This window comes from Nocardia africana NBRC 100379, assembly GCF_001612635.1.
GTDB classification, from domain to species: Bacteria; Actinomycetota; Actinomycetes; order Mycobacteriales; family Mycobacteriaceae; genus Nocardia; species Nocardia africana.
The window spans coordinates 500,372-521,668 of the sequence record NZ_BDAV01000010.1; the positions used below are offsets into that span (position 1 = coordinate 500,372).

Annotated in this window: 25 protein-coding genes; 16 read left to right on the top strand and 9 right to left on the bottom strand. The window is 66.6% G+C overall.

The window, feature by feature from the left end:
* Window positions 1-7: 7 nt before the first annotated feature.
* Window positions 8-1,867 carry a serine/threonine-protein kinase gene (locus NA3_RS18915; RefSeq protein ID WP_062964922.1) on the bottom strand — a complete coding sequence of 620 codons (1,860 nt, stop codon included), beginning with the start codon at window positions 1,865-1,867 and terminating at the stop codon, window positions 8-10.
* Window positions 1,864-3,696 carry a serine/threonine-protein kinase gene (locus NA3_RS36090; protein WP_218021848.1) on the bottom strand — a complete coding sequence of 611 codons (1,833 nt, stop codon included), beginning with the start codon at window positions 3,694-3,696 and terminating at the stop codon, window positions 1,864-1,866. The genes NA3_RS18915 and NA3_RS36090 overlap by 4 nt, the downstream gene beginning before the upstream one ends.
* A gap of 251 nt (window positions 3,697-3,947) precedes the next feature.
* Here NA3_RS36090 and NA3_RS18925 point away from each other — a divergent pair, with 251 nt between their 5' ends.
* Window positions 3,948-4,721 carry an acyl-[acyl-carrier-protein] thioesterase gene (locus NA3_RS18925; protein ID WP_181064150.1) on the top strand — a complete coding sequence of 258 codons (774 nt, stop codon included), beginning with the start codon at window positions 3,948-3,950 and terminating at the stop codon, window positions 4,719-4,721.
* A gap of 81 nt (window positions 4,722-4,802) precedes the next feature.
* Here the strand turns inward: NA3_RS18925 and NA3_RS18930 are convergent, their stop codons facing one another.
* On the bottom strand, window positions 4,803-6,470 hold the full coding sequence (locus NA3_RS18930) for an FAD-dependent oxidoreductase (RefSeq protein ID WP_062964925.1): 1,668 nt from the start codon (window positions 6,468-6,470) through the stop codon (window positions 4,803-4,805).
* 188 nt (window positions 6,471-6,658) lie between these two features.
* Here NA3_RS18930 and NA3_RS18935 point away from each other — a divergent pair, with 188 nt between their 5' ends.
* Window positions 6,659-7,150, top strand: a complete 492-nt coding sequence (locus tag NA3_RS18935; protein WP_062964926.1) for a SixA phosphatase family protein — start codon at window positions 6,659-6,661, stop codon at window positions 7,148-7,150.
* 23 nt (window positions 7,151-7,173) lie between these two features.
* On the opposite strand, the gene NA3_RS18940 is transcribed toward NA3_RS18935, so the two are convergent.
* The gene (locus NA3_RS18940) at window positions 7,174-7,374 is read right to left on the bottom strand and encodes a hypothetical protein (RefSeq protein ID WP_062964927.1); all 201 of its coding nucleotides are present in this window, start codon (window positions 7,372-7,374) and stop codon (window positions 7,174-7,176) included.
* An 84-nt stretch (window positions 7,375-7,458) separates the two neighbouring features.
* Here NA3_RS18940 and NA3_RS18945 point away from each other — a divergent pair, with 84 nt between their 5' ends.
* From NA3_RS18945 to NA3_RS18965, 5 genes are all read left to right on the top strand, one after another.
* The gene (locus NA3_RS18945; RefSeq protein WP_062964928.1) at window positions 7,459-7,827 is read left to right on the top strand and encodes a VOC family protein; all 369 of its coding nucleotides are present in this window, start codon (window positions 7,459-7,461) and stop codon (window positions 7,825-7,827) included.
* 139 nt (window positions 7,828-7,966) lie between these two features.
* Window positions 7,967-8,392, top strand: coding sequence for a MerR family transcriptional regulator (locus NA3_RS18950; protein WP_062964929.1), 426 nt, complete (start codon window positions 7,967-7,969; stop codon window positions 8,390-8,392).
* Window positions 8,393-8,456: 64 nt separating this feature from the next.
* Entirely contained in the window at window positions 8,457-8,933 is a 477-nt protein-coding gene (locus NA3_RS18955; RefSeq protein ID WP_062964930.1) for a carboxymuconolactone decarboxylase family protein, read from the top strand.
* Between the two features lie 4 nt (window positions 8,934-8,937).
* On the top strand, window positions 8,938-9,249 hold the full coding sequence (locus NA3_RS18960) for a GNAT family N-acetyltransferase (RefSeq protein ID WP_062964931.1): 312 nt from the start codon (window positions 8,938-8,940) through the stop codon (window positions 9,247-9,249).
* 42 nt (window positions 9,250-9,291) lie between these two features.
* Window positions 9,292-10,275: a pirin family protein gene (locus NA3_RS18965; RefSeq protein ID WP_062964932.1), complete on the top strand. Its 984-nt coding sequence runs from the start codon at window positions 9,292-9,294 to the stop codon at window positions 10,273-10,275.
* On the opposite strand, the gene NA3_RS18970 is transcribed toward NA3_RS18965, so the two are convergent.
* The gene (locus tag NA3_RS18970; protein WP_062964933.1) at window positions 10,276-11,151 is read right to left on the bottom strand and encodes a helix-turn-helix transcriptional regulator; all 876 of its coding nucleotides are present in this window, start codon (window positions 11,149-11,151) and stop codon (window positions 10,276-10,278) included.
* Window positions 11,152-11,252: 101 nt separating this feature from the next.
* Between NA3_RS18970 and NA3_RS18975 the strand changes: the two genes are divergently transcribed.
* On the top strand, window positions 11,253-12,254 hold the full coding sequence (locus tag NA3_RS18975) for an aldo/keto reductase (RefSeq protein WP_062964934.1): 1,002 nt from the start codon (window positions 11,253-11,255) through the stop codon (window positions 12,252-12,254).
* Window positions 12,255-12,272: 18 nt separating this feature from the next.
* Here NA3_RS18975 and NA3_RS18980 read toward each other — a convergent pair whose 3' ends face one another.
* Window positions 12,273-12,743, bottom strand: a complete 471-nt coding sequence (locus tag NA3_RS18980) for a PaaI family thioesterase (protein ID WP_062964935.1) — start codon at window positions 12,741-12,743, stop codon at window positions 12,273-12,275.
* A gap of 227 nt (window positions 12,744-12,970) precedes the next feature.
* Here NA3_RS18980 and NA3_RS36980 point away from each other — a divergent pair, with 227 nt between their 5' ends.
* Window positions 12,971-13,108, top strand: a complete 138-nt coding sequence (locus NA3_RS36980) for a hypothetical protein (RefSeq protein ID WP_157110960.1) — start codon at window positions 12,971-12,973, stop codon at window positions 13,106-13,108.
* Between the two features lie 82 nt (window positions 13,109-13,190).
* On the opposite strand, the gene NA3_RS18990 is transcribed toward NA3_RS36980, so the two are convergent.
* Window positions 13,191-14,123 (bottom strand): AraC family transcriptional regulator, encoded by a 933-nt coding sequence (locus NA3_RS18990; RefSeq protein WP_167355010.1) that lies wholly within the window; start codon window positions 14,121-14,123, stop codon window positions 13,191-13,193.
* Window positions 14,124-14,305: 182 nt separating this feature from the next.
* On the opposite strand from NA3_RS18990, the gene NA3_RS18995 reads away from it, so the two are divergent.
* The 4 genes from NA3_RS18995 (at window position 14,306) to NA3_RS19010 (ending at window position 17,077) form a co-directional block, all read left to right on the top strand.
* Window positions 14,306-14,860 carry a cupin domain-containing protein gene (locus NA3_RS18995; RefSeq protein WP_062964938.1) on the top strand — a complete coding sequence of 185 codons (555 nt, stop codon included), beginning with the start codon at window positions 14,306-14,308 and terminating at the stop codon, window positions 14,858-14,860.
* A 13-nt stretch (window positions 14,861-14,873) separates the two neighbouring features.
* Window positions 14,874-15,428, top strand: coding sequence for a hypothetical protein (locus NA3_RS19000; protein WP_062964939.1), 555 nt, complete (start codon window positions 14,874-14,876; stop codon window positions 15,426-15,428).
* A gap of 69 nt (window positions 15,429-15,497) precedes the next feature.
* On the top strand, window positions 15,498-16,571 hold the full coding sequence (locus NA3_RS19005) for a DNA polymerase III subunit beta family protein (RefSeq protein WP_128145598.1): 1,074 nt from the start codon (window positions 15,498-15,500) through the stop codon (window positions 16,569-16,571).
* Window positions 16,568-17,077: a hypothetical protein gene (locus NA3_RS19010; protein ID WP_062964940.1), complete on the top strand. Its 510-nt coding sequence runs from the start codon at window positions 16,568-16,570 to the stop codon at window positions 17,075-17,077. The genes NA3_RS19005 and NA3_RS19010 overlap by 4 nt, the downstream gene beginning before the upstream one ends.
* Before the next feature lie 26 nt (window positions 17,078-17,103).
* On the opposite strand, the gene NA3_RS19015 is transcribed toward NA3_RS19010, so the two are convergent.
* Complete coding sequence (locus tag NA3_RS19015; RefSeq protein WP_062964941.1) at window positions 17,104-18,234, bottom strand: alkaline phosphatase family protein; 1,131 nt, start codon at window positions 18,232-18,234, stop codon at window positions 17,104-17,106.
* Window positions 18,235-18,313: 79 nt separating this feature from the next.
* Window positions 18,314-19,480 carry a GGDEF domain-containing protein gene (locus NA3_RS19020; protein WP_062964942.1) on the bottom strand — a complete coding sequence of 389 codons (1,167 nt, stop codon included), beginning with the start codon at window positions 19,478-19,480 and terminating at the stop codon, window positions 18,314-18,316.
* 176 nt (window positions 19,481-19,656) lie between these two features.
* On the opposite strand from NA3_RS19020, the gene NA3_RS19025 reads away from it, so the two are divergent.
* The 3 genes from NA3_RS19025 to NA3_RS19035 all read left to right on the top strand — a co-directional run bounded on the left by NA3_RS19025 (window position 19,657) and on the right by NA3_RS19035 (window position 21,278).
* Entirely contained in the window at window positions 19,657-20,334 is a 678-nt protein-coding gene (locus NA3_RS19025; protein ID WP_062964943.1) for a hypothetical protein, read from the top strand.
* Window positions 20,335-20,412: 78 nt separating this feature from the next.
* Window positions 20,413-20,850, top strand: coding sequence for a helix-turn-helix transcriptional regulator (locus NA3_RS19030; protein ID WP_062964944.1), 438 nt, complete (start codon window positions 20,413-20,415; stop codon window positions 20,848-20,850).
* A 17-nt stretch (window positions 20,851-20,867) separates the two neighbouring features.
* The gene (locus NA3_RS19035; protein ID WP_062964945.1) at window positions 20,868-21,278 is read left to right on the top strand and encodes a VOC family protein; all 411 of its coding nucleotides are present in this window, start codon (window positions 20,868-20,870) and stop codon (window positions 21,276-21,278) included.
* Window positions 21,279-21,297: the final 19 nt, after the last annotated feature.

The following is a 21,297-nucleotide window of genomic DNA, read 5'->3' on the forward strand; positions in this document are numbered from 1 at the left end:
ATGACTGCTATCGCGGCAACTTGGCCGCTATCCCGGCGAGGACACGCTCAGCAGCAGTACATGCGCCGGTGCCGGAGGTGTGGTCGACCCGTGCGGTCACCAGGTCGGCTCGGTTTTCGTCGATCACCCGATACTGGTACGTACGAAGACAGTACTGTTCGGAATCCGACGTAGTTCCTGCGTACGCAACCATGCCGTTTTCCAGGTCTATCCGGCGAGCGTTCGGCCCGTCGGCTCGGGCGCCACGCCCGCTCGAAACATCCAGCGAAAGGGTGTTGTCGCCCCAGCGGCACGTATGCGGAGTCAGTGTTGTTCCCGTCCCGGTCGCACCTATGGCATTCGTGAGTAGATCAGTACTGACCAGGCTGCAGGGGTCAGCCACCACGAGATAGTCGTCGGAACGCGCCAACCGCGGTGGCTCAGTACGTAATTGGCCGATGATCGAAGTCAGCATCTGCTGAACGACCGGACACCCACCGCCGTTGTCGATGCTGACAACAATCCCGCTTTGCGGCATCAGTGCGGTCGGTTGAATCGCCATCGCACAGCTGAGATCCGACGGAGCCGCCGTGTCGAGGAGCGGCATACCTTCCGCAGTCCTATCGGTGCGATGAAATCGGCTGGTCTCAGCGAAGCGAACTGTGACGGTGTGCTCGCTGTTTTTCCCCGTGCATCCCGAGACCTCCGCTGTTTCAGTCAAAACACCGATCGAAGCAGGCGCCACGGCGCCGAGAAGCGCACACGTGTCGACCGTCCGCATATCCACCAAGGACATATGCGCAAGCGGGTCGGTGACGCCCTCGCCGGCAGATGGCCGATGCAATACGAAAAGAACAACCAACGCCACGACGACGCCGGCTATGAGTAGAGCAGGCAAGACCCGACGCCTGCTGCTCGGCGGTCCGGCGTCGCCCGTGTCAGTCGGTGGAGCCACCGACGCAACGACGGGTTCTTGCCTAATTCGCGTAGCGTCGGGATCCGTCAGCAGGTCACGCAGATTGCGTTCCTGCACGACGATCGCCTCGTGAATCTGCGGCGGCCAGGGCAGCGCACGGGGTCTCATCCGGGATAGGTGAGCGAGTATCTGCGCCGGAGTCGGCCTTGCGGCGGGGTCAGGATGCAGACATGGGCCGACCAACTGTCGCATCTCCGGAGAAAGCAGGGACAAATCCGGCTCGGTATGCACGATCTTGTAGAGAGTGAGCGGCATGGACGTACTTGCAAACGGGCTGCGCCCAGTCATGGACATCACCAGGACAGCCCCCAGCGCGAAAACATCGCTCGCCGGCGTAAGGGGCATCGATTGAGCCTGCTCAGGCGACATATATGCGGGCGATCCGATGACCGACCCGGTGTGTGTCAGTGCGGATCGCCCTTCAGCCGCTCGCGCGATACCGAAGTCGATGACCCGGGGCCCGTCCGCTGAAAGAATCACATTCGCGGGCTTGAGATCACGATGAATCAAGCCGACCTGGTGGATCGTTATCAACGCCGAGGCCAATCCTGCTGCCAGCGAACACACCGAATCGTCGGGCAATGGCCCGTATGAGTTGACAGCCTCTTCCAGCGGCAGCCCCGTGACGAAAACCGAAGCCAGCCACGGCGTTTCACACTCGACATCGGCGTCTATGACGGCTGCGGTATAAGCGCCGGACACCAGGGACGATGCGTGCACCTCACGACGAAATCGAGCACGAAAGTCGTTGTCGGCGAGAAGATGTGAGTGGATCTGCTTGATGGCGACCGCCCGCCCATCCGGCCCGACGGCCAGAAGTACCCGCCCCATCCCGCCCGACCCCAGAACACCCAGTACCTTGTAGCGACCGATGACTGGCGACTCATCGATCGAAAGCGATTCAAGCTTCATGATCCCTTTACCCTCGCCGCGGCAGCAAGAAGTACGGCAGCTGCACGATCACATGCAACCTGGTAATCGATGGTGGACGACCCGGCCAGCACACCCACGACCAACGTCTCGTAACGGTTGGGCGCTTTCTGGCTGAGCGGTAGATACAGCAGACAGCCAATCCCCGGATTGCCACCCTGGTATGCGGTGTAGTCGCCGATCCGGACCGGCGCGAAAATGTCGGATGACCCCGTCTCGTCGGCTTCGATGCTGAGCCCGGTTCCGGATTCGCCGGACCATAGGCAGCTGTGCGGATTCGTGAGGGATTTGCTCACCGGTTTGCCGATCGCAGTAACGACCTCGTTGTCCTTGACCACCCCACATGGATCCACGCCGAGCACAGAATTCGGTGTAACGCTTCGCAGAGGCGGGTTGACGGCCAGCCGGAACACGATCGACCTCAGTACCGAGGCAGCCACACCGCAACTGTCACCAAATTTCCGTACCTTCACCGTGATGCCTAGTTGCGCTGAGTCCGGCAATACCGCCGTAATGGCGCAGTTGTCACTTCCGCTGCTACCGCCGCCGAAAACGCGCATACCTCCCATCGAGTTCCCGTTGTCCTGACCTGCCAGCACAAGGGAGGATGCCGATCCACCCACAGTTACGTCGACCGTCGAGTACGTGCTGCCGGATGTGTCGATCGAAATGGAACATTCGTTGGACTGAGTGATGCTCGGATTCGGCTGGCCCCTTCGTTTTCCGACGGGCCCGATGATGCGTTCATCGAGAAGGGCGCACGCATCTACCAATCGCAGTTGTTCGGAAGACAGAGACAGCGGAGGATCGGAGACTTTCGTAGCTGTGCCCGAGATCGACGTCCGAGGTAGCAGAACCCCCATTCCAACGCCTGAAGCTGCCGCGATCACAAACGCCACAACGGCTGCGGCGCTGCGGCGCGGTACCCGCGATCGCCGCTGGTGTGTCCCACCCTCGTCCGGGCGCGAAGCCCAGTACGCCACTTCCCGGGTCTTATGATCGATCTGCCGCTGGACAGCGGCCGGCCATAAGGGTTCCGCTCGGATAGAACCGGCGAAATCCAACAGTTCGTCGACGCTGGGACGGTCGCCCGGATTTTTCTGCAAACACGCACCGACGATGGATTGCAGAACCGGATCGACACGACTGAGATCGGCGACAGAATGCACTACGTTATACAAGGTCTGCGGTGTCGACGCCCCAAGGAAAGGGCTCACCCCGGTCGAAGCCATGAAGACGACAGCTCCGACGGAGAACACATCGCTCGCCGCCGTGAGATTTCGGCCCTCCGCCTGCTCGGGCGACATGAAAGAGGGCGACCCTATGACGGCCCCCGCGCTCGTCAACTGAAATTCGCCATCGACGGCGCGAGCGATGCCGAAGTCGATCACTCGGGGCCCGTCCTGCGCGAGTAGTACGTTGCTCGGCTTGAGATCGCGATGCACCATGCCGGCCCGGTGGATCTCCGACAATGCGGCCGCCAAGCCGCCGATCAGCAGCCGCAGGCCACCCATATTGAGTGGACCTGCCCCCGTGATCGCTTCTTCCAGAGTCGGTCCGGTCACGAACACCGATGACAACCACGGCACCGGGCCTTGGGGATCCGCGTCGACGATTGCCGCAGTGTAAGCACCTGTAACCCGCCGTGACGCCTCCACTTCACGAGCGAACCTTGCTCTGAATTCCTGGTCGTGTGCGAAGTGCCGATGAACCTGTTTGATCGCGACCAGTCGCCCGTCGGGTGCACGCCCCAGCAACACCCGCCCCATCGCACCCTGTCCGATAACAGCGAGAATCTTGTTTCCACCCACCAGCTCCGGGTCGGTTCGACCGAGAGGCTCCACTGTGCTCCCCCTTCTTCCAAGGCGGGGAGTCTACCGATGATCGTTTGTGCTTGTGCCACGCCGACGACGCCGTTCTGGCTGGCGAGGCAAGTACTGGACATTTGCTACGTGTGAGTAGAGCCATCTCGGCGTAACAGTGTGACCTGCGCCCCGTAAAGTCATGTCACAAGAAGCACCGCATGAAGTACGCGGCACACCGTGCAGCGCGAGGAGCACCAGTGTCACTCGATCAGCCACTCGCCCCGCTTCCCCAGGAGGGCATGGGCTTCGCCTCGGCGTGGCCCATCCGGGCTGGCGATGTAGATCCCTACAGCCGGCTGCGGCTCGATGCCGTGGCTCGATATTTGCAAGACATCGCGTGGGAAGAGTTGCACAGCACGTTCTTCCACCGCACCGACCCGGCGTGGATCGTGCGCCGCACCGTCATCGACGTGGTGCGTCCGATCGTCTGGCCGGATCGTGTGCAGTTGCGGCGCTGGTGTTCGGCGATGTCGACGCGGTGGACCAATATGCGGGTGCGGATCACCAGCGACAGCGGCGGCCTGATCGAGACCGAGGGCTTCTGGATCAATATCAACGAGTCGACGAATATGCCGACCCGCATCAGCGACCAGGGATTGGCGCATCTGGCCCGGACCACCGACGAACATCGGCTGCGCTGGCGGCCGTGGCTGACCGACGCCGTGCCGCCGGAATCGGATACCGATCTGACGTTCCCGGTGCGCGCGACCGATATCGACCAGTTCAACCACGTCAACAACGCCATGTACTGGCAGGCGGTGGAGCACTTCCTGGTGGATTACCCGAAGCTGGTGGCCGGACCGCACCGCGCGGTGATCGAATATGTCGCGCCGGTGCTGGCCCGTCAGCACATCAGCGTGCGCAGCCGCTACGAGCCCGGCGACCGCAACGGCCAGCCGGTGCTGCGGCTGTGGTTCATGGTCGGCGGCACCATCACCACCACCGTGCGGATCGGCGCGTTACCGACCTGAGCGCGGATAACGGAGAGTTCGCGAAGGACCCCCGGCGACTTCCGGACCCTCCCGAGCGGGACGGTCCGGAAGTACCGGCGATCAGCCGCGTGCGGCTTTGAGCAGATCCTCGATGGTGGTGAATTTGACCCGCGGACGTCCGCCGGACTTGCCGGCGTTCTTCTCCGCGGCGTCGATGGCCTTCCAGCCCTCGCGGCCGACCGCGTCGGGCTGACGCTGTGCGAGCAGGGCTTCGAGCGCGGCCCGATCTCCTTGCGGCGCAGCCAGTTTGCCGGAGGTGAAATCCTCGAGCAGCTGTTCCACGGTTTCGGTGGCATCGACCCGGTTGGAACCGATCACGCCCCGCGGACCACGCTTGATCCACCCCGAAACGTAGACCCCGGTGACGTGCGCGCCGTCGGCGACCACGCGACCGTGCTCGTTGGGCACGATCCCGGCCCGCTCGTCGAACGGCAGATCCGCGATCGGAACACCGCGATAGCCGATGGACCGCAATACCATCGACGCCGGCAGCGTCTCGCGGCGATCCGAGGCCCGCGCCACCACGCGCCCGTTCTCGGAGACCAGTTCGTTGTGCACGAACTCGAGCTCCTCGACGTGACCCTCACCGCGGATCTCGGTCGGCGAGGCCAGGTAGCGGAACACGATGCGCTTGTTGTCCGGATTCGGGGCCTTGGCCGCGTACTCCTGGGCGAGTTCGTACTTCAGGCGCAGCGAGGGCTCGATTTCGGGGTCGTCGAGCAGCGCCTGGCCGGCCGGATCGAGTTCCAGCTCGGCCGGGTCGATGATCACATCGACGCCCTTCAGATGTCCCAGCGCCAGGAATTCCGCCGAGGTGTAGGCGGCTTGGAGCGGGCCACGCCGGCCCAGCACCACGACCTCACGGATAGTGCTCGACCGCAGCGCGTCCAGGGCGTGGTCGGCGATATCGGTCTTGGCCAGCTCGTCGGGCGACAGCGTCAGCACGCGGGCGACATCGAGGGCGACGTTGCCGTTACCCACGATCACCACGCGCTCACCGGACAGGTCGAAGCTGCGCTCGGCATAGTCGGGGTGGCCGTTGTACCAGGCCACGAACTCGGTCGCCGAGTGACTGCCCGGCAGATCCTCACCCGGCACGTCGAGGCGGCGGTCGGCGGAGGCGCCCACGGCGTAGATCACCGCGTGGTGATGGGCCAGCAGTTCCTCGTGCGAAATGTGTTTACCCACCTCGACATTCAGGCGGTACTGCAGAGTGTCGCGACGGAACGCGCTCTCGAACATGCTCGACACCGACTTGGTCCCCGGATGATCCGGAGCCACACCGGCGCGCACCAGACCCCACGGGGTGGGCAGCCGGTCGAACATCTCCACCTCGACATCGGCGCGGCGCAACAACTCGTCGGCGGCGTAGCAGGCCGCCGGCCCGGCGCCCACGATCGCCACCCGCAGCGTGCCCAGCTCCTTCGGCGGGCGCGCCGGGGTCACCAGCGGGTCGAAATTCGACTCCAGCGGATGGCGCTGGAAGTAGGCGGCGTTGATATCGCGGAAACGAGCCAGCGACGCCGTCAGATCGTCCTCGGAGAAGATGGCCTCCACCGGGCAGGCATCCACACACGCACCACAGTCGATACAGGTGTCGGGGTCGATGTACAGCTGCTCGGTCGTCGCGAACTCTGGTTGCTCCGGAGTGGGACGAATGCAATCGACCGGGCACTCGGGAACGCAGCTGGCGTCGTTGCAACAACGCTGCGTGATCACGTAGGCCATATCTCGCAGATCCTCGAAACATCATGGGACGTCCCCACCCGGGTTTGGACAGGGCGTGCGTCGCACCGGTTGCCGGTCGGCCCCCGCTGTGACACTACCTTCAGTGTGCCTCGAGAGTGAGTTACATCTCTCATCAGGTAGCGATTTAGATAACACCGTTTACTTTCTACGGCGCTACGGTATTGCTCATGGCGCGGACGCTGATCCTGATGCGACACGGTAAATCCGCATATCCGCCGGGTGTCGACGACCACGATCGGCCGCTGGCGCCCCGGGGCCGGCGCGAGGCGGCGCTGGCCGGCACCTGGTTGCGCGAGACTCAACCGGCGATCGACGCGGTGTGCTGTTCGGACGCGGTCCGGACCCGCGAAACGCTGGCCGCGACGGGCATCGACGCGCCGGTCGTCTACGACCATTCGATCTACGAGGCCACGCCGCACACCCTGATCGAATTGATCCAGCTGACCGGCGACGAGGTGGAGACGCTGCTGCTGATCGGCCATTCGCCGGGTATGCCGTGGACGGCGTGGGAACTGGCGGCCAATCGCGCCTCGCTGCCGGCCGAAGAGCTCAGCCGCAAATTCCCGACCTCCGCACTGGCGGTGCTGGAATTCGACCGGCCGTGGTCACGCGCGGACCCCGGCACCGGTGAATTGGTCCGGTTCCACGTCCCACGCTGACGCGCTGTTCGCGAAAAGGCTTGTCAGCGTAGGAATTTGCCGCGCACGACGACGACCGCGCCGAGCAGCACGAGCACCAGCAATGCGACGAACCAGTTCGTCAGCGCCCAGACGACGCCCAGTACGACGATCACCGGAACCGCCGCGACGACGGCGATGAACGGGCTTTCCTTGACCGTCTCCAGCGCCGACCGCGCCCGGACCCGATCGATTTCCTTGGCCATGTACTCAGAGTAGGTGCTCGGCGCGGGTTGCGCCCGAATTGTCCGGCAACCCGAATTGTCGGTGGTCGGTGGGATGCTCCTCACATGGATTGGAAAATCGAACTCGTCGCCATCCCGGTCACCGACGTCGACCGGGCGAAGGACTTCTACACGAGCATCGGATTCAACGCCGATCACGACGCCAGCCCGACCGAGGACATCCGGTTCGTGCAGCTGACGCCGCCGGGTTCGGGTTGTTCGATCTGTATCGGCAAGGGCATCACCGACGCCGCGCCGGGCAGTGTGGTCGGCATGCAGATGGTGGTATCCAGCGCCGAGCAGGCGTATCGACAGCTGGTGGCCGCCGGCGTGGAGGCCACCCCGGTCAAGGACGAGGGCTGGGGCCTGTTCACCCATTTTGCCGATCCGGACGGCAACAGGTGGGCCGTGCAGGAACTGCCACAGCGGGGTTGAGCGACACCGGGTCGAGCCCGAGCGGTGCGCACGATGCGTGCTCGGGCTTGCATGGAGTGCACTCCAGGTGGGTAGTGTCGAGGCGCGGATCCGGCGTAGGCAGTGCGGGTCGGGAAGCGGTTCAGGAAGGTGAGTGGGGATGACGGCAACCACGGCGAATCCGCTCGAGCACACCGAGGATTACGAGCGCCCCAAGTACTCGATCGGCGATGTCGCGGAGAGGTCCGGCCTCACCCGCGACACGCTGCGCTGGTACGAGCGAATCGGCCTGATGGACTACATCGGCCGCGATTCCAGCGGCAAGCGCCGCTTCAGCGATCGGGATCTGAGCTGGCTGCACCTGATCGGCTGTCTGCGCACCACCGGAATGTCGGTCGCCGATATGGTCCACTACGCCGAACTCGTGCGAGCCGGCGACGACACGACCCCGGAGCGGCTGGAGATGTTCCGGAAAACCCGCGAAGGCGTGCTCGCCCAGATCGAGGACCTGCACAACACACTCGCCGTCCTCGACCGCAAGATCGGCCTCTACGAGGGCAGAGTGGCTGCCATGCAACACATCTGAACCCGCGTGACGTCGCATACATCGCGCGCATGGTGACGCAGCGCACGGTTAGGATGCCTCCGCTATGCAAACCCCCGCCGCCGATGCCCGCATCTGGATCGACAAACAGAGTCCCGAGCCCTTCCGTGCGCTCAGCAACGTCGCACTGGCCGTCCGCACCGCGGCCGCGGCCGCCGGTCTCGACCGCTCACTGGTCGAGCTGGTCAACGTGCGCGTCTCGCAGATCAACGGCTGCGCGTACTGCCTGGATCTGCACTCCCAGGCAGCGCTGAAGGCCGGCGTGACCCGACAGCAACTCGACGTGTTGCCGGCCTGGCGGCGTACCGAGTTGTTCACCCCGTCCGAATGCGCCGCCCTCGCACTCGCCGAGACGACCACGACGTTGCCCGATGAGGACACCCTGCAACGCGTGTACGCCCATGCGCGGAAACAGCTGTCGGACGAACAGGTTTCGGTGATCGTCTGGGTCGCGACGACCATCGGCGCGTTCAATCGCGTGTCGATCATGAGCAGGCATCCGGTGCGGGAACGGAAGGAGTAACCCGATGATCGATCAGGCCGCGACCGCAGCAGTCGTCCGCAACGACGCGCAGCACCGGTACGAGGTGTGGTACGGCGACAAACTCGCCGGCTTCGCCGAATATCGCGACAACGGCGAGGACACCACCTTCATCCACACCGAGGTGGATTCGGAGTTCAGCGGCAAGGGCCTGGCCGGCACGCTGGCGCAGCACGCGATCGTGGACGCTATCGACCGCGGCCGTGCGATCGTGCCCCGCTGTTCGTTCATCAAGAGCTGGCTCGACAAGCACCCCGACTACGATGCTCACGTAGTGGGCAAAGGCATTCAGCGGTAACCGCGCCCGGTATCAGCGGTGACCCCGGACCGGAGGTGGCCGATGAGCGATCTCGAGGCGAATCCCGCCGAGGCGCTGTGCGAATCGTCGCCGGCGCCCGGCCCGCGGGCGGATTTCTATCCGGCGCGGGAGGTGCCGCTGGGCGGCGTGCGCGGCGTGACCGTGATGCGGGTACTGCCCCAGCGTGACCTGCCGACGGTCGGTGCCTGGTGTTTCCTCGACCACTTCGGTTCGACCGAGACCTCGCATCGGCTGCCGCCGGATATCGATCCTCATCCACATATCGGATTGCAGACGGTGACCTGGCCGTTCGATGGCCGGATCCGTCATCGCGACAGCGTCGGATCCGATGTGGAGATCGAGCCCGGCCAGCTGAATCTGATGACCTCCGGGCGCGGTATCGCGCATTCGGAGTACACGGTGCCCGGCGCGCCCGCCGGGCAGGGGCTGCAGTTCTGGATCGCCCTGCCGGACGCGCACCGCGATATCGCACCGCATTTCGAGCAGCATCGCGAGCTGCCGGTGCTGGCCCGGCCGGGACTGCGCGCGACCGTGCTCATCGGCTCGCTAGGGGAGGTGCGCTCACCGGCGATCAGCTACTCCCCGATCGTCGGCGCGGACATCACCGTCGGCCCGGGTGCGGAGGCACATCTGCCGCTGGCGCCCGAATTCGAGCATGCGGTGCTGGTGATGTCGGGTGAGGTGCGCATCGACGACGTGCTCGCCGAACCCGGCCCGCTGCTGTATCTGGGCAGCGACCGCACCGAACTGCGGCTGCGCAGCGAATCCGGTGCACGGGTGGTGCTGATCGGCGGCGAGCCCTTCGGCGAGGATCTGGTGATGTGGTGGAATTTCGTCGGCCGCAGCCACGACGAGATCGACGCCGCCCGCACCGCGTGGGAGAAGCACGACACCGAGCGCTTCGGCGATGTGGCGGGACATACTCCGCAGCAACGCATTCCGGCGCCGCCGCTGCCGAACCTGCGGCTGCGTCCGCGCACCCGCCGAGCGTTCCCGCCCCGCTGATCAGCTCCGGTCGAAAACCGTACTGCCCGAATCGGTGTCGTCGGTCATGGACTGGGTTCCGATGACGCGCAACAGTTCCAGCCGCTCCTTGGCGTCGGTGCCGGGACGCGGATAGTAGACCAGCAGATGCTGGGCCGCATTCGGCGTGACCAGCGTTTCGCAGACCAGGTCGAGTAGCCCGACCTGCGGGTGCCGGATCCGCTTGGCATCGCTGATCCGGACCGCGACCTCGTGCGCGGACCACAGCCGTTCGAATTCGGGACTGACCGCGCGCAGCTTCGTCACCAGTTCGGTGACGTCGGCGTCGCCCGCCCGCCGCGCCGCGGTGGCGCGCAGATCGGCGACGTGCCGGCGGGTCAGCCGGTCCCAGTCGGCGTCGGGAAACGTCCTCCGGCCGATCGGATCGGTGAACCAGCGCCACAGCAGGTAGCGGTCCATGCCGGTGAAGCGAGTGTGGTCACCCACCATGTTGATGTGCATGCGGTTCTGCGCGAGGATCTCGCCGAGATCCGACACCACGCAGGCGGGCGTGTCCTCCAGCTTGTCCAGGAGGTAGAGCAGCCCGGGTCCGACATGCCGGTCGCCGCCGCCGCGATGCGGCGCCGCGTGCCCGCACAGGTGGTAGAGATGGTCGCGCTCGTCGTCGCTGAGCCGCAGCGCGCGGGCGAGCGCGCCGAGAACCTGCACGGAGGGCCGCGGGCCCCGCGACTGTTCGAGGCGGGTGTAGTAATCGGTGGACATCCCGGCGAGCAGGGCGACCTCGTCGCGACGCAGGCCGGGAGTCCGGCGGCGGGTGCCGGGCAGCAGGCCCACATCGGCGGGCTGGAGTTGCTCGCGCCGCCGCCGCAGGAAATCGGCCAGTTCCTCGCGATTCATCACTCCACTGTGCCCCGCGCGAGCTGCCGCAGCCAGGGATCGCCGATCCCCCGATAAACGATCTCTGCCGCGGGCAGCGGATCGAGGCGCAGGATTCGACCATGGCTATCGAGCAGACACAACTGGGCAAGACGGGCCCGAAGGTCGGACGCATCGGTCTCGGCGCGATGGGTATGTCGGGCGCCTACGGGAAATCCGACGAGACCGAATCCATCGCCACCATCCACGCCGCCCTCGATTCCGGCGCCACCCTCATCGACACCGGCGATTTCTACGGCGCCGGTCACAACGAAATGCTGATCCATCGGGCCCTCGCCCAGCGTCCGCGCGAGGACTACCAGCTGAGCGTGAAGTTCGGTGCGCTGCGCGGTCCGGACGGCAGCTTCGGCGGCGTCGACACCCGCCCCGAGGCGATGCGCAACTTCCTGCACTATTCGCTGCAGCGGCTGGGAGTGGACTACGTCGACATCTACCGTCCCGCACGGCTGGATCCGGCGGTGCCGATCGAGGACACCGTGGGTGCGATCGCGGAGATGGTGCAGGCCGGCTATGTGCGCCACATCGGACTGTCCGAGGTCGGCGCGCAGACCCTGCGGCGAGCCGCGGCAGTGGCGCCGATCGTCGATCTGCAGATCGAGTACGCCCTCATCACCCGCGGCATCGAACGCGAAATCCTGCCCACGGCACGGGAACTCGGCATCGGGATCACCGCCTACGGCGTGCTCTCGCGCGGCTTGCTCAGCGACTCCCTGCGCGCGAACCAAACCTTCGCCCCCGACGATTTCCGCGCCCACAGCCCGCGCTTCCAGGGCGAGAACCTCACCGCCAATGTCCGGCTGGTGTCGGCGCTGGCGGAGATCGCCGACCGGCACGGCGTGAGTGTGGCACAGCTGGCGATCGCGTGGGTGCTGACCCGTGGTGCCGATATCGTGCCGCTGATCGGCGCGCGCCGGGTGGACCGCTGGACCGAAGCCGTTGCCGCACTCGATATTCGGCTCTCCGAGCCGGAACCGGCCGCGATCGAGGCGGCGGCGCCGGCCGAGGCGGTCGCCGGTGATCGCTACGCCGCCCCGCAGATGGCCATGCTGGACAGCGAGCGCTGAATACCGTTCGCCGCCCGCCTATGTGCGGCGCGGCCGGATCACCGCGGTGAACGTGGCCGCGGCGACCGATTTGCCGGTGCTGTCGGTGATGTCGACCGGCATCGCCAGTTCCACGGGCTGCTGCGCGGCGATATCGGCGCGGGCCTGTTCCAGTTCCGCCTCGGTCAATTCCGAGGTGGCGCGGAACGGGCCCGCCTCCCCCTTGGCCCGGGCCAGATATTCGATCCGGCCGTCGCGCGCGACGATGAACGTCTCGCCCATCAGGTCGACGATGCCGGAGATGGAGGCGCCCATCGCGGCCGTCTCCGCGAGGCCGAACAGGATCGCGGCATGCACGTCGCCGTTGTGATTGAGGTGTTCCGGCTTCGGCGCCATGCTCACCACGTTGCGGCCGGGCAGATATTCCACCCCTTCCACCCCCGCGAACTGGATGAATCCCAGCTTCTGAAATCCGGCCATCACCAGTTCGCCCATGGCAGCGTGGTCCATTGCGTCTCCCGTCGCACACAGAATTGAAACGTGTTCTACTTTCTTACTCTGTACGAGGAAACCTGTCCACAGCACGCCGCCACACCCCCTCGGCAGGAGTGTCCGAAAAATCCGAAAAGAAGGTTGTTCAGATTTGCCGGATTTTGGTTAAGCTTCATTCCACTGCGCTGAGCACGGCAGGACAACCAACCGGGTCCGCGGACCCATGATGCACGAGGAAGCAGTTCATGAACGCCTTTATCGCCCTGATCGACTCCAACTCCGCCGGCACAGTGAACTCGAACAGCGTCTTCACCAACATCATGAACCTGTTCGTGACGGGGTCGGCCGGGTCCGCCACCCAGGGCGGCGGCATCTTCCACTGAGCCGCGCTCCGCACCCGACGGCCCGCCCCCGACCCCATGCACGGAGGCGGGCCGTCGGCATTGCGGCGGACAGCCGGGATATTCAGGCGCGCAGCTGACCCGGGGTGGCGTCGAAACGGCGGCGGAATGCCTTGGTGAAACTGCTGGCCGAACCGAATCCCAGACCCGCGCCGATATCGGCGACGCTGCGCTGCCGGTAGGCCGGATTGCGCAGGCGGTCGCGGGCGATCTGCAGCCGCTGCTCCCGGATGACCTCGCTCGGCGTGGTGCCGGCCTGTCTGAAAGCGAGTTGCAGCTGACGCAGCGACCAGCCGAGGGCCGCCGCGACGCGCGCGCCGGTGAGCTCCGGATCGCTCGCATGCGTGCGGATGTAGCGCCGGGCACTCGCCTCCACCTGCGCCAGCTGGGCGGGCGCACTCGGCGGCTCGCCGAGAATCTGCATACACAGCAGATCCACCAATTGTTCTGCGACGGTGTCGAATTGGTGGTCGGTGAGCGCGGCGCGCTCGGTGTACAGGGTGCCGGCCACCGCTCCGGCGACGCCGCCGATTCCGGTGCTGAAATTCAGCGGCAGCGGTGGCGGCTCCCGGCGGTTGAGGCGATGCCGGATGTCCTCGCGCGCGATGGTGACGATGAGCCCGTGCGAACCCTCGCACATCGACAGCTCGAACGGTTCGTCGGTCGAGACCAGGCACGCGCTGCCGGGCGGCAGGGAACCGGTGTCGTCACCGTGGCGGAAGGCCAGGCTCCCGATGATCGGCACGAGCAGCCGATAGTCGGGGTCGGGGTCGGCGCGGATGAGCCGCGGACTCCGGAAATAGGTGACGGCATCGGATTCCCAGCCGACGAGTTGATACGAGTCGGTGCGCCGCAGCGAGGTCCGTCCGTGGAAATCCACGGAAGTCGGAAACCGGTAGCCCAGGGTGCACTGGTACGAGCTGATCAGATGAGCCCAATAATCGACCCGCTCATGCGGCTCGATCGCACTCGTCGTCTCCGATTCGGCAGTGGTCATCGCGGATATCATCGTCGGTTTTCAATTTCTGCGCACCTGAACAATGTCCGTGCGTTTCAGGACATGTGGGCATGCCCCGGCGCTCGCTACCGTGCCGGAGAGCCGGTATCCGGAAACGGGCTGTACAACGGCGGAATACGAGTCCGGATCGGCGCGAATCGGATGAGGATCAGGAGGTTTCCATGCGCAGGATCGTGGTCGGGGACGACGGCGCCGGACAGGGCAGCGTACTTTCCGACGAGAACGTCGAGCCGCTGACGCTGGCGCTGCTGCCGGGAGCGCAACTTCATCGAATGTGGGAAGTCGACGAATTGCCCACGCTTCCCGTCGACCGGATGCCCGCCGACGTCGACACCAGCTACTTCCCCGGCCCCGGCGGCGTGCGCTTCGGATTCATCTCCGTCCCGCCGGGACTGAGTTACGAGCCCCCCGCCGAGCTGTCCGAGGCGGAAATGGCGGCGGTGGCGGCCGAGGCGGAGCAGAAGCTCCCGGGCATGATGGCGGCTTTCGACCCGGCTCGTCCCGGTGTGCACGCCACCGAGAGCGTCGACTTCGTGGTGGTGCTCAGCGGAGAGGGCCGCCTGCGGATCGGCGACGGCGAGGATGTGGCACTGCGGCCGGGCGATTGCGTGGTGCAGCACGGCGCCCCGCACGCATGGTTCAACGACGGCACCGAACCATTCGTGTTCTGCTACACGCTCTGCGGCGTCGAGCGGAATACGCCGGTCGAACCGTGAGGCGAGCGCGGCGATGAGAATTTTCGGAAGTCGTTGGCGCAGCTTCGAATACACGCCCGTCGATGCCGGTCCGTGCGCGGTCGAACTGCCGTCCGCCGCCGTGGGCGTACCGCGGCGATTCTTCGATTGCCTGCTGGTGCGGATCGTCGTCGAACCCGGCGACTGCCCCATCAGTGCCGACGCGGTGCGCGCGGTCCGGCGACTGTGCACCGACAGCGACGCATCCTTCGTCGTACTCGCGGGCAGTCCGCTCTGCGTGGCGGGCGGCAGCCCTTCCACCCTCGCCTCCGATCGGGCCGACGTGCTGACCCACCTCGCCGACACCCTGGACGTACTGGCCGAGTTCACCGATCGCCTGGAAGAACACGGCGAACGCGCCCATGCGATTCCGTTCGGCTGGAACGTCGCGTGCCGGATGGAGATGCCGGCGCGGCCGTGGACGTCGACGCTGACGCTGCGCGCACCGGCCCCGCCGGCGCGCTTCGACGGATTCGCACCTCCACCCCGCGCCCGGCCGCATTGTCCGCACGCACTCGTGTCGGCGCATTCGCGCACCTTTCACCGATGAGGCCGAGCCACCGCTGGTGATCTTCGGCGCTCTTGACCTTCAGGTCGGCTGAAGCTTCATGATGGGGCGGTGGCGGAATCCGGAATGGTGACGATCGGAGCGTTCGCGCGGGCCAGCGGGCTCACCGCGAGCGCCCTGCGGTTCTACGCCGACTCCGGACTGCTACCGCCCGCGATCGTGGATCCGCTGTCGGGATATCGGTACTACGCCGACGACCAACTGGAACGGGCGGTGGCGATTCGCGGACTGCGCGAGATCGGCATGCCGCTGGACACGATCGCGGCGGTGCTGGCGGCCGAGGGCGAGAGCGCGGGACAGCTCATCGACGAGCACGTCGCCGGGCTGGAACAGCACGTGCGGCGGGCTCGGGAGCGGGCGGCCGAGATCAAGGCGGCGCTCGGCACCGGGCGCGGGTGGGCGGTCGCGACGGTCAGCGGTCCCGTCTTCGCGACGGCGGTCGAGCAGATACTCGCCGCGACCGTGCACGAACCGGAGCATCCCGTCCTGAGCGGCGTCCACGTCGAGGTCTCGACCGAGGCGCTGACGCTGACAGCCACCGACCGCTACCGGCTCGCCACCCGCACCCTCGTGCCCGAACGGCCGAGTTCGACCGAGTGGGCCGCGACCGTCGACGGTGACGATCTGCGGCTGGCCGTGCCGCGGATCCGCCGCCACCACACGGTCCGCCTGGATGCCGGAGCGCATTCGGTCCGATTCCGGGCCGGTGAGTCCGCGGCCGGGACGTGCCGCATCCTGCCGGGGCCGTTTCCCGACCACCGCATGCTGCTCGGTTCCCTCGACACCGCCCGCACGCGCGTCGTGACGCCGAGGGACGCACTCCTCCGGGCGGTGGAAACGCTGCGCACACGCCATATCCGGGTGTGCGTCCGCGCCGGGGCGGTCGAGCTCGCCGGGACCCGACACGCTGCGAGCGAACGGGTTTCGGCCACGGTCACCGGACCGGATGCCGAGCTCACCTTCGACATCACCACCCTCTACCCGGCGATCGGCGCGGCCATCGGACCGGACGTGATGATCGACATCGCCGGTCCGAACCAACCCGTCGTCATCCGATCCGCGGACGACGGCGACCTCACCACCGTGGCGATGCCCGTCGCCCCTGCCCACTTCGAGGAATCATGACCGACACCGTCGCCCACGACCCCACCATGGCGGCCGTCGCCGCGGCCGTGGAACGCGGCCGCCACGGCGAAACCGACTCGGCCCGAACGCAACTCGCCGAACTGTGGAAGACGATCGGACCGGTGGGTGATCCGCTGCACCGATGCACCCTCGCCCACTACCTGGCCGATCTCCACACCGATCCGGCCCAGGCATTGGTGTGGGACGTCCGGGCGCTCGACGCGGCCGACGCCCTCACCGAGGCGCGGGTGCAGAGCCATCACGCGAGTCTGCACATCGCCGGGTTCTATCCCTCACTGCATCTGAACCTCGCGGACAACTACCGGCTGCTCGGATCGTTCGCGGCCGCCGCCGAGCACATCGAGGCCGCGCGGCGGCATATCGGCGCACTCGCCGACGATGGTTACGGACGGCTCATCCGACGGGCGATCGAAGAGGTCGCCGCGGCGATCGACGGCCGATCGACCCGGCGGCGGGACTCGGCACCCGGTACGTCCGGGGCGTGATCGGGCACTCTCGCACGCCGGACGGTTCAGCGCGACGCGATGAGCGGGACGAACTGTTCGTCGGCGGTCCGGGCACCGTGATGGCCGAGCATCGCCGATTCCAGCGGTTCGCGGGCGGGGCAGACCAGCACGGCGTGATCCTCCGCCACCGCGATGACGTCTCCGATCCGCGCGCTGACGACCGGGTCGGGTGGCGTCGGGCCGAACCAGTGCTCGTCCACGGCCTGTTCGCGAGTGAGAACCGTTGCGGCCGTGGACAATTCCTCGGTCCAGGCGGCGAACACATCGGACCGCGCCGACGCGTTCTCGAGATAGATGTGGCGCACCCGGGCCTCGCCGGCGATCGTCCGCACGCCGCGATGCAGAGGCGGGCGGGCGTCGAGGTCGACGACGGTATCGGCGCGGATCATGCCGTGATCGCCGGTGACCAGCAGGGTGCATTCGGCCGGGAGGTCGGTCAGCAGATCCGCCACCGCGCTGTCGATTTCGGCCAGTACCCGCAGCCATTCCGGAGATTCCGGGCCGTGCAGGTGGCCGGCGACGTCCAGGTCGGCGAAGTAGGCGTACGCGAAGCGCCGGCCGGTGCCGGAATGGTCTGCGACGGCACGGATTCCGGCCCGCACCTGATCGAGATCGGCGGCCGGATGCACCGTGCCCGCGGCCCGGAAGGCCGCACGGGTCAGTCCCGAATCGCGCTGATAGCCGGGGATCACGTAGTGCACATCGACACCGTGGGCGGCGAGGTCCTGGATCCGGCTCCTTCTGCGCTGCAAGTCTTCCGGTGGTAATTCGGTGAGAGCGTCGGGTCCGGTCGCGGAGTCGAGCCGCCAGCGCAGCGCGTTGAAAACCCGCGACGTCCCGGCGTGCGGTACGGCGAAGCTGTAGCCGATGATTCCGTGCGTCGCGCAGGGGGCGCCGAGGGCCAGGCTGGTGATGCTGACCGCGGTCGTGGCCGGGAAACCGGCGTCGAGCGTGGTGGTGACGTGCGCGGACAGTGTCGGTGCGATATCTCGATGCCGGGCCAGCAGTTCGGCGCCCAGCCCGTCGATCAGCAGCACCACGACATCGCGGTTCGGCCTCAGCCCCAGCGGATTGTGCACATCCATCCCCAGGGCGGCGGCCACCGAGGGCAGGACGTCGGCCAGTGAGTAGCGCATGATCGACCATGCTGCCGCATCGATTTCGCTGCGACGAGCCCATTTCCGAGACGTGGCGTCCGTGACCCGGGTTTCCCGCTCAGATGAGAGGTTCGCGTAGTTCCCGGACGACGATGGCGTTGCCACCCCGTTGTTTCGCCCGATACATGGCGGTGTCCGCGAAACCGAGTAGCAGTTCGGGCGAGAGACGGTCATCGGCTTCGTCGCTGTCGTCGAAGACCGCCACGCCGATGCTGGCGGTCACCAGAGCGCCGTTGCCCGAACTCTCGATCGCACGCCGGAGCCGCTCGGCCAGTGCCCGAGCGGCTCCGGCGTCCAGACGTCCGACGATCGTGAACTCCTCCCCGCCGGTGCGCGCGATGGTGGCGGCGGGGTCGGTGGTGTCGCGCAGCCGTGCCGCGGTTCTGGCCAACACCCTGTCGCCCTCCTGATGACCGAAGGTGTCGTTGACCTCTTTGAATCGATCCAGGTCGATGATCATCGCGCAGATCGGCGCACCGGGGGCGAACAATCTGGGTAGGTGGTAGTCGAGTCCGCGCCGATTCAACAGGGTGGTCAGTGGATCCGACATCGCGTTCGTGCGCAGCACCCAATAGAAGAACTGCAGCGTGGGCAGTACGAGGACGACGGCGAGCACCATGATCAGCGTCGTGGCGATCGCGAGCGGGACGTCGCGATCGGAGTCGGAGGTGCCCAGTCGTACCGTGACCAGCAGCACGGAGAACAGCGACCATCCCGCGTGCGCGGCGAGCGCCTTGGCGCTGTGGAAGAGCGCCAGATAGCCGCCGGTCAGGATGAGGGCGGTGTTGTTGATCATCGCCACGCGGCTCGAGACCAGCAGACCGTTGATCGTGATGCCGAGGTCTGCGAGCGCGATGAACGCCAGTGATGCCGAGGCACTCGGCCACGGCAGCAGGTACCAGCGCAGGCCCACCAACAAAGCCAGGACGGCGAACAGCCCGATCACCGCCCGGCCGGCCGCGTTCTGCGGGCCTTCGGACGACAGCAGGAGCATGAGGACGACGAAACTCAGGCCCAAGGCGGATGTGCCGATCGAGAATTTCAGCAGGCCGAGTGCCGCCTGGTTGCGCAGCGTGCTCAGCAGCCAGCGATAGTCGGCGGGTTCTCGCCACCACATCCGCACGGCAGCCAGCCCGCCGTAGCTCAGCGCATCGGCGACACGTGCCCGTGCGAACAGGCCCCTGCCGCGGCGATGCTGGGCGCCGGCCGGCTCGGGTGCAGCCATCCGACAACGCTAGGACAACGTCCGGCGATCTGTGAAGTGCCCCGGTTCTGCCGCGTCCGCCGGGCAGTTCCGCCGAGCCCTCCCAGGGTGATCCGCCGGTCCTCGCCGGGCGGTGTCCTCCTCCGATACCGTGGATATCCAGCGTCGCGGATGTCGATGAAGGTGGTGAGATCGCAATGTTCGACCCGTTGGCCGATATCGACCGGGCCCTCGCCGACCGGGCCGGATGGACGTGGTTCGACGACCACCTGCTGTACACCTGCGGGGTGCTCGATCTGCTGCGCCGCGAGGAGTTGGCGCGGATGCCCGTCAAGTCGACCCGGATCCGGATCGATCCGGGCGAGGTCTGTATCGCGGAGGGCCCGGCGACCTGGTCGTTCTGGCGTGCGCCCGGGGACGGCAGGTGGACCCGCAACAACGTCTACGTCGCGGGCAGCGCCTCCTTCGTCGCGGCGGCGCAACTGGGGAACGCGCTGGTGAATCAGGCCCGGCGCCAGCGGGCGGAGGCCGCGTCCCAACCGCGCTGGATCGCCGAACGCCCGGGTTCGGTGATGATCTCCGACCGCCGCATCCACCTCACCAACCCCGACTACTCCTTCCGGATCCGCTGGGCGTCACTGGAGACGATCGACCTGACGGCCGCCGATCACGTGGTCGCGCGCTACGTCGACCGCAACCACACCTTCCATCAATGGCAGGTCCGAACGCCATGGGCCGTACTGATATTCGCCGTCGCCGCCCATCTGCACTTCCCGAATCACCCGCTGCTGCTGTCCGGGAATTGGCTACCCGCCGGTTTCGAGGACAAATGCCATCTCGCGGGAAAGAAATGCCCACCGGTCCGAGAGCGCTGACCTCGCCTGTGGCAACCCTCGTCCCGCCCGTGGTGGGGATTGCTGGGCAATGTCGGCCCCGCGTGGGACCATCGCGTTGTGAGCAGCACATCTGCCCCCGACCCGCGCCTGCGCGATCTCGCGCGGCTGCGCAGAGTCCGCGACCGCATCGACCGGGAATATGCGAAGCCCCTGGATGTGGAGGCCCTCGCGCGCGATGTGCACATGTCCGCGGGGCATCTGAGCCGGCAGTTCCGCCTCGCCTACGGGGAGTCGCCGTACGGCTACCTCATGACGCGCCGAATCGAACGCGCGATGGCGCTGCTGCGCCGGGGCGATCTCAGCGTGACGGAGGTGTGCTTCGAGGTCGGCTGCCAATCGCTGGGCACGTTCAGTACCCGCTTCACCGAACTGGTCGGAGTGCCGCCGAGTGTGTACCGGCGCGAGGCCGCCGACGCCACCCTGGGCATGCCGTCGTGTGTCGCGAAACAGGTGACCAGACCGATCAGGAATCGAGAAGCGCAGGTTACCGAGTAGGAATTAGCGTGAGCGACATGGACATCACCATTCACGACACCTTCCTCCCGCAAGACGATCCGGAGGCCGCGCTGGCCTTCTACCGCGACACCCTCGGCTTCGAGGTGCGCAACGACGTCGGCTTCAAGGGCATGCACTGGATCACGGTCGGTCCCGCCGGACAGCCGGACATCTCGATCGTGCTCTACCCGCCGAACGCCACCCCCGGCGTCACCGAAGAAGAGCAGCGCACCATCTCCGAGATGATGGCCAAGGGCACCTTCGCCAGCCTCAACCTCGCCGCCAAGAACGTCGACGAGGTGTTCGAGCGGCTGCAGGCCAAGGGGGCCGAGGTCGTGCAGGAGCCGACCGATCAGCCCTACGGACTGCGCGACTGCGCGTTCCGCGACCCCTCGGGCAATCTGCTGCGGATTCAACAGGCCTCCTGAGCCTTTCCCGACAACCGAG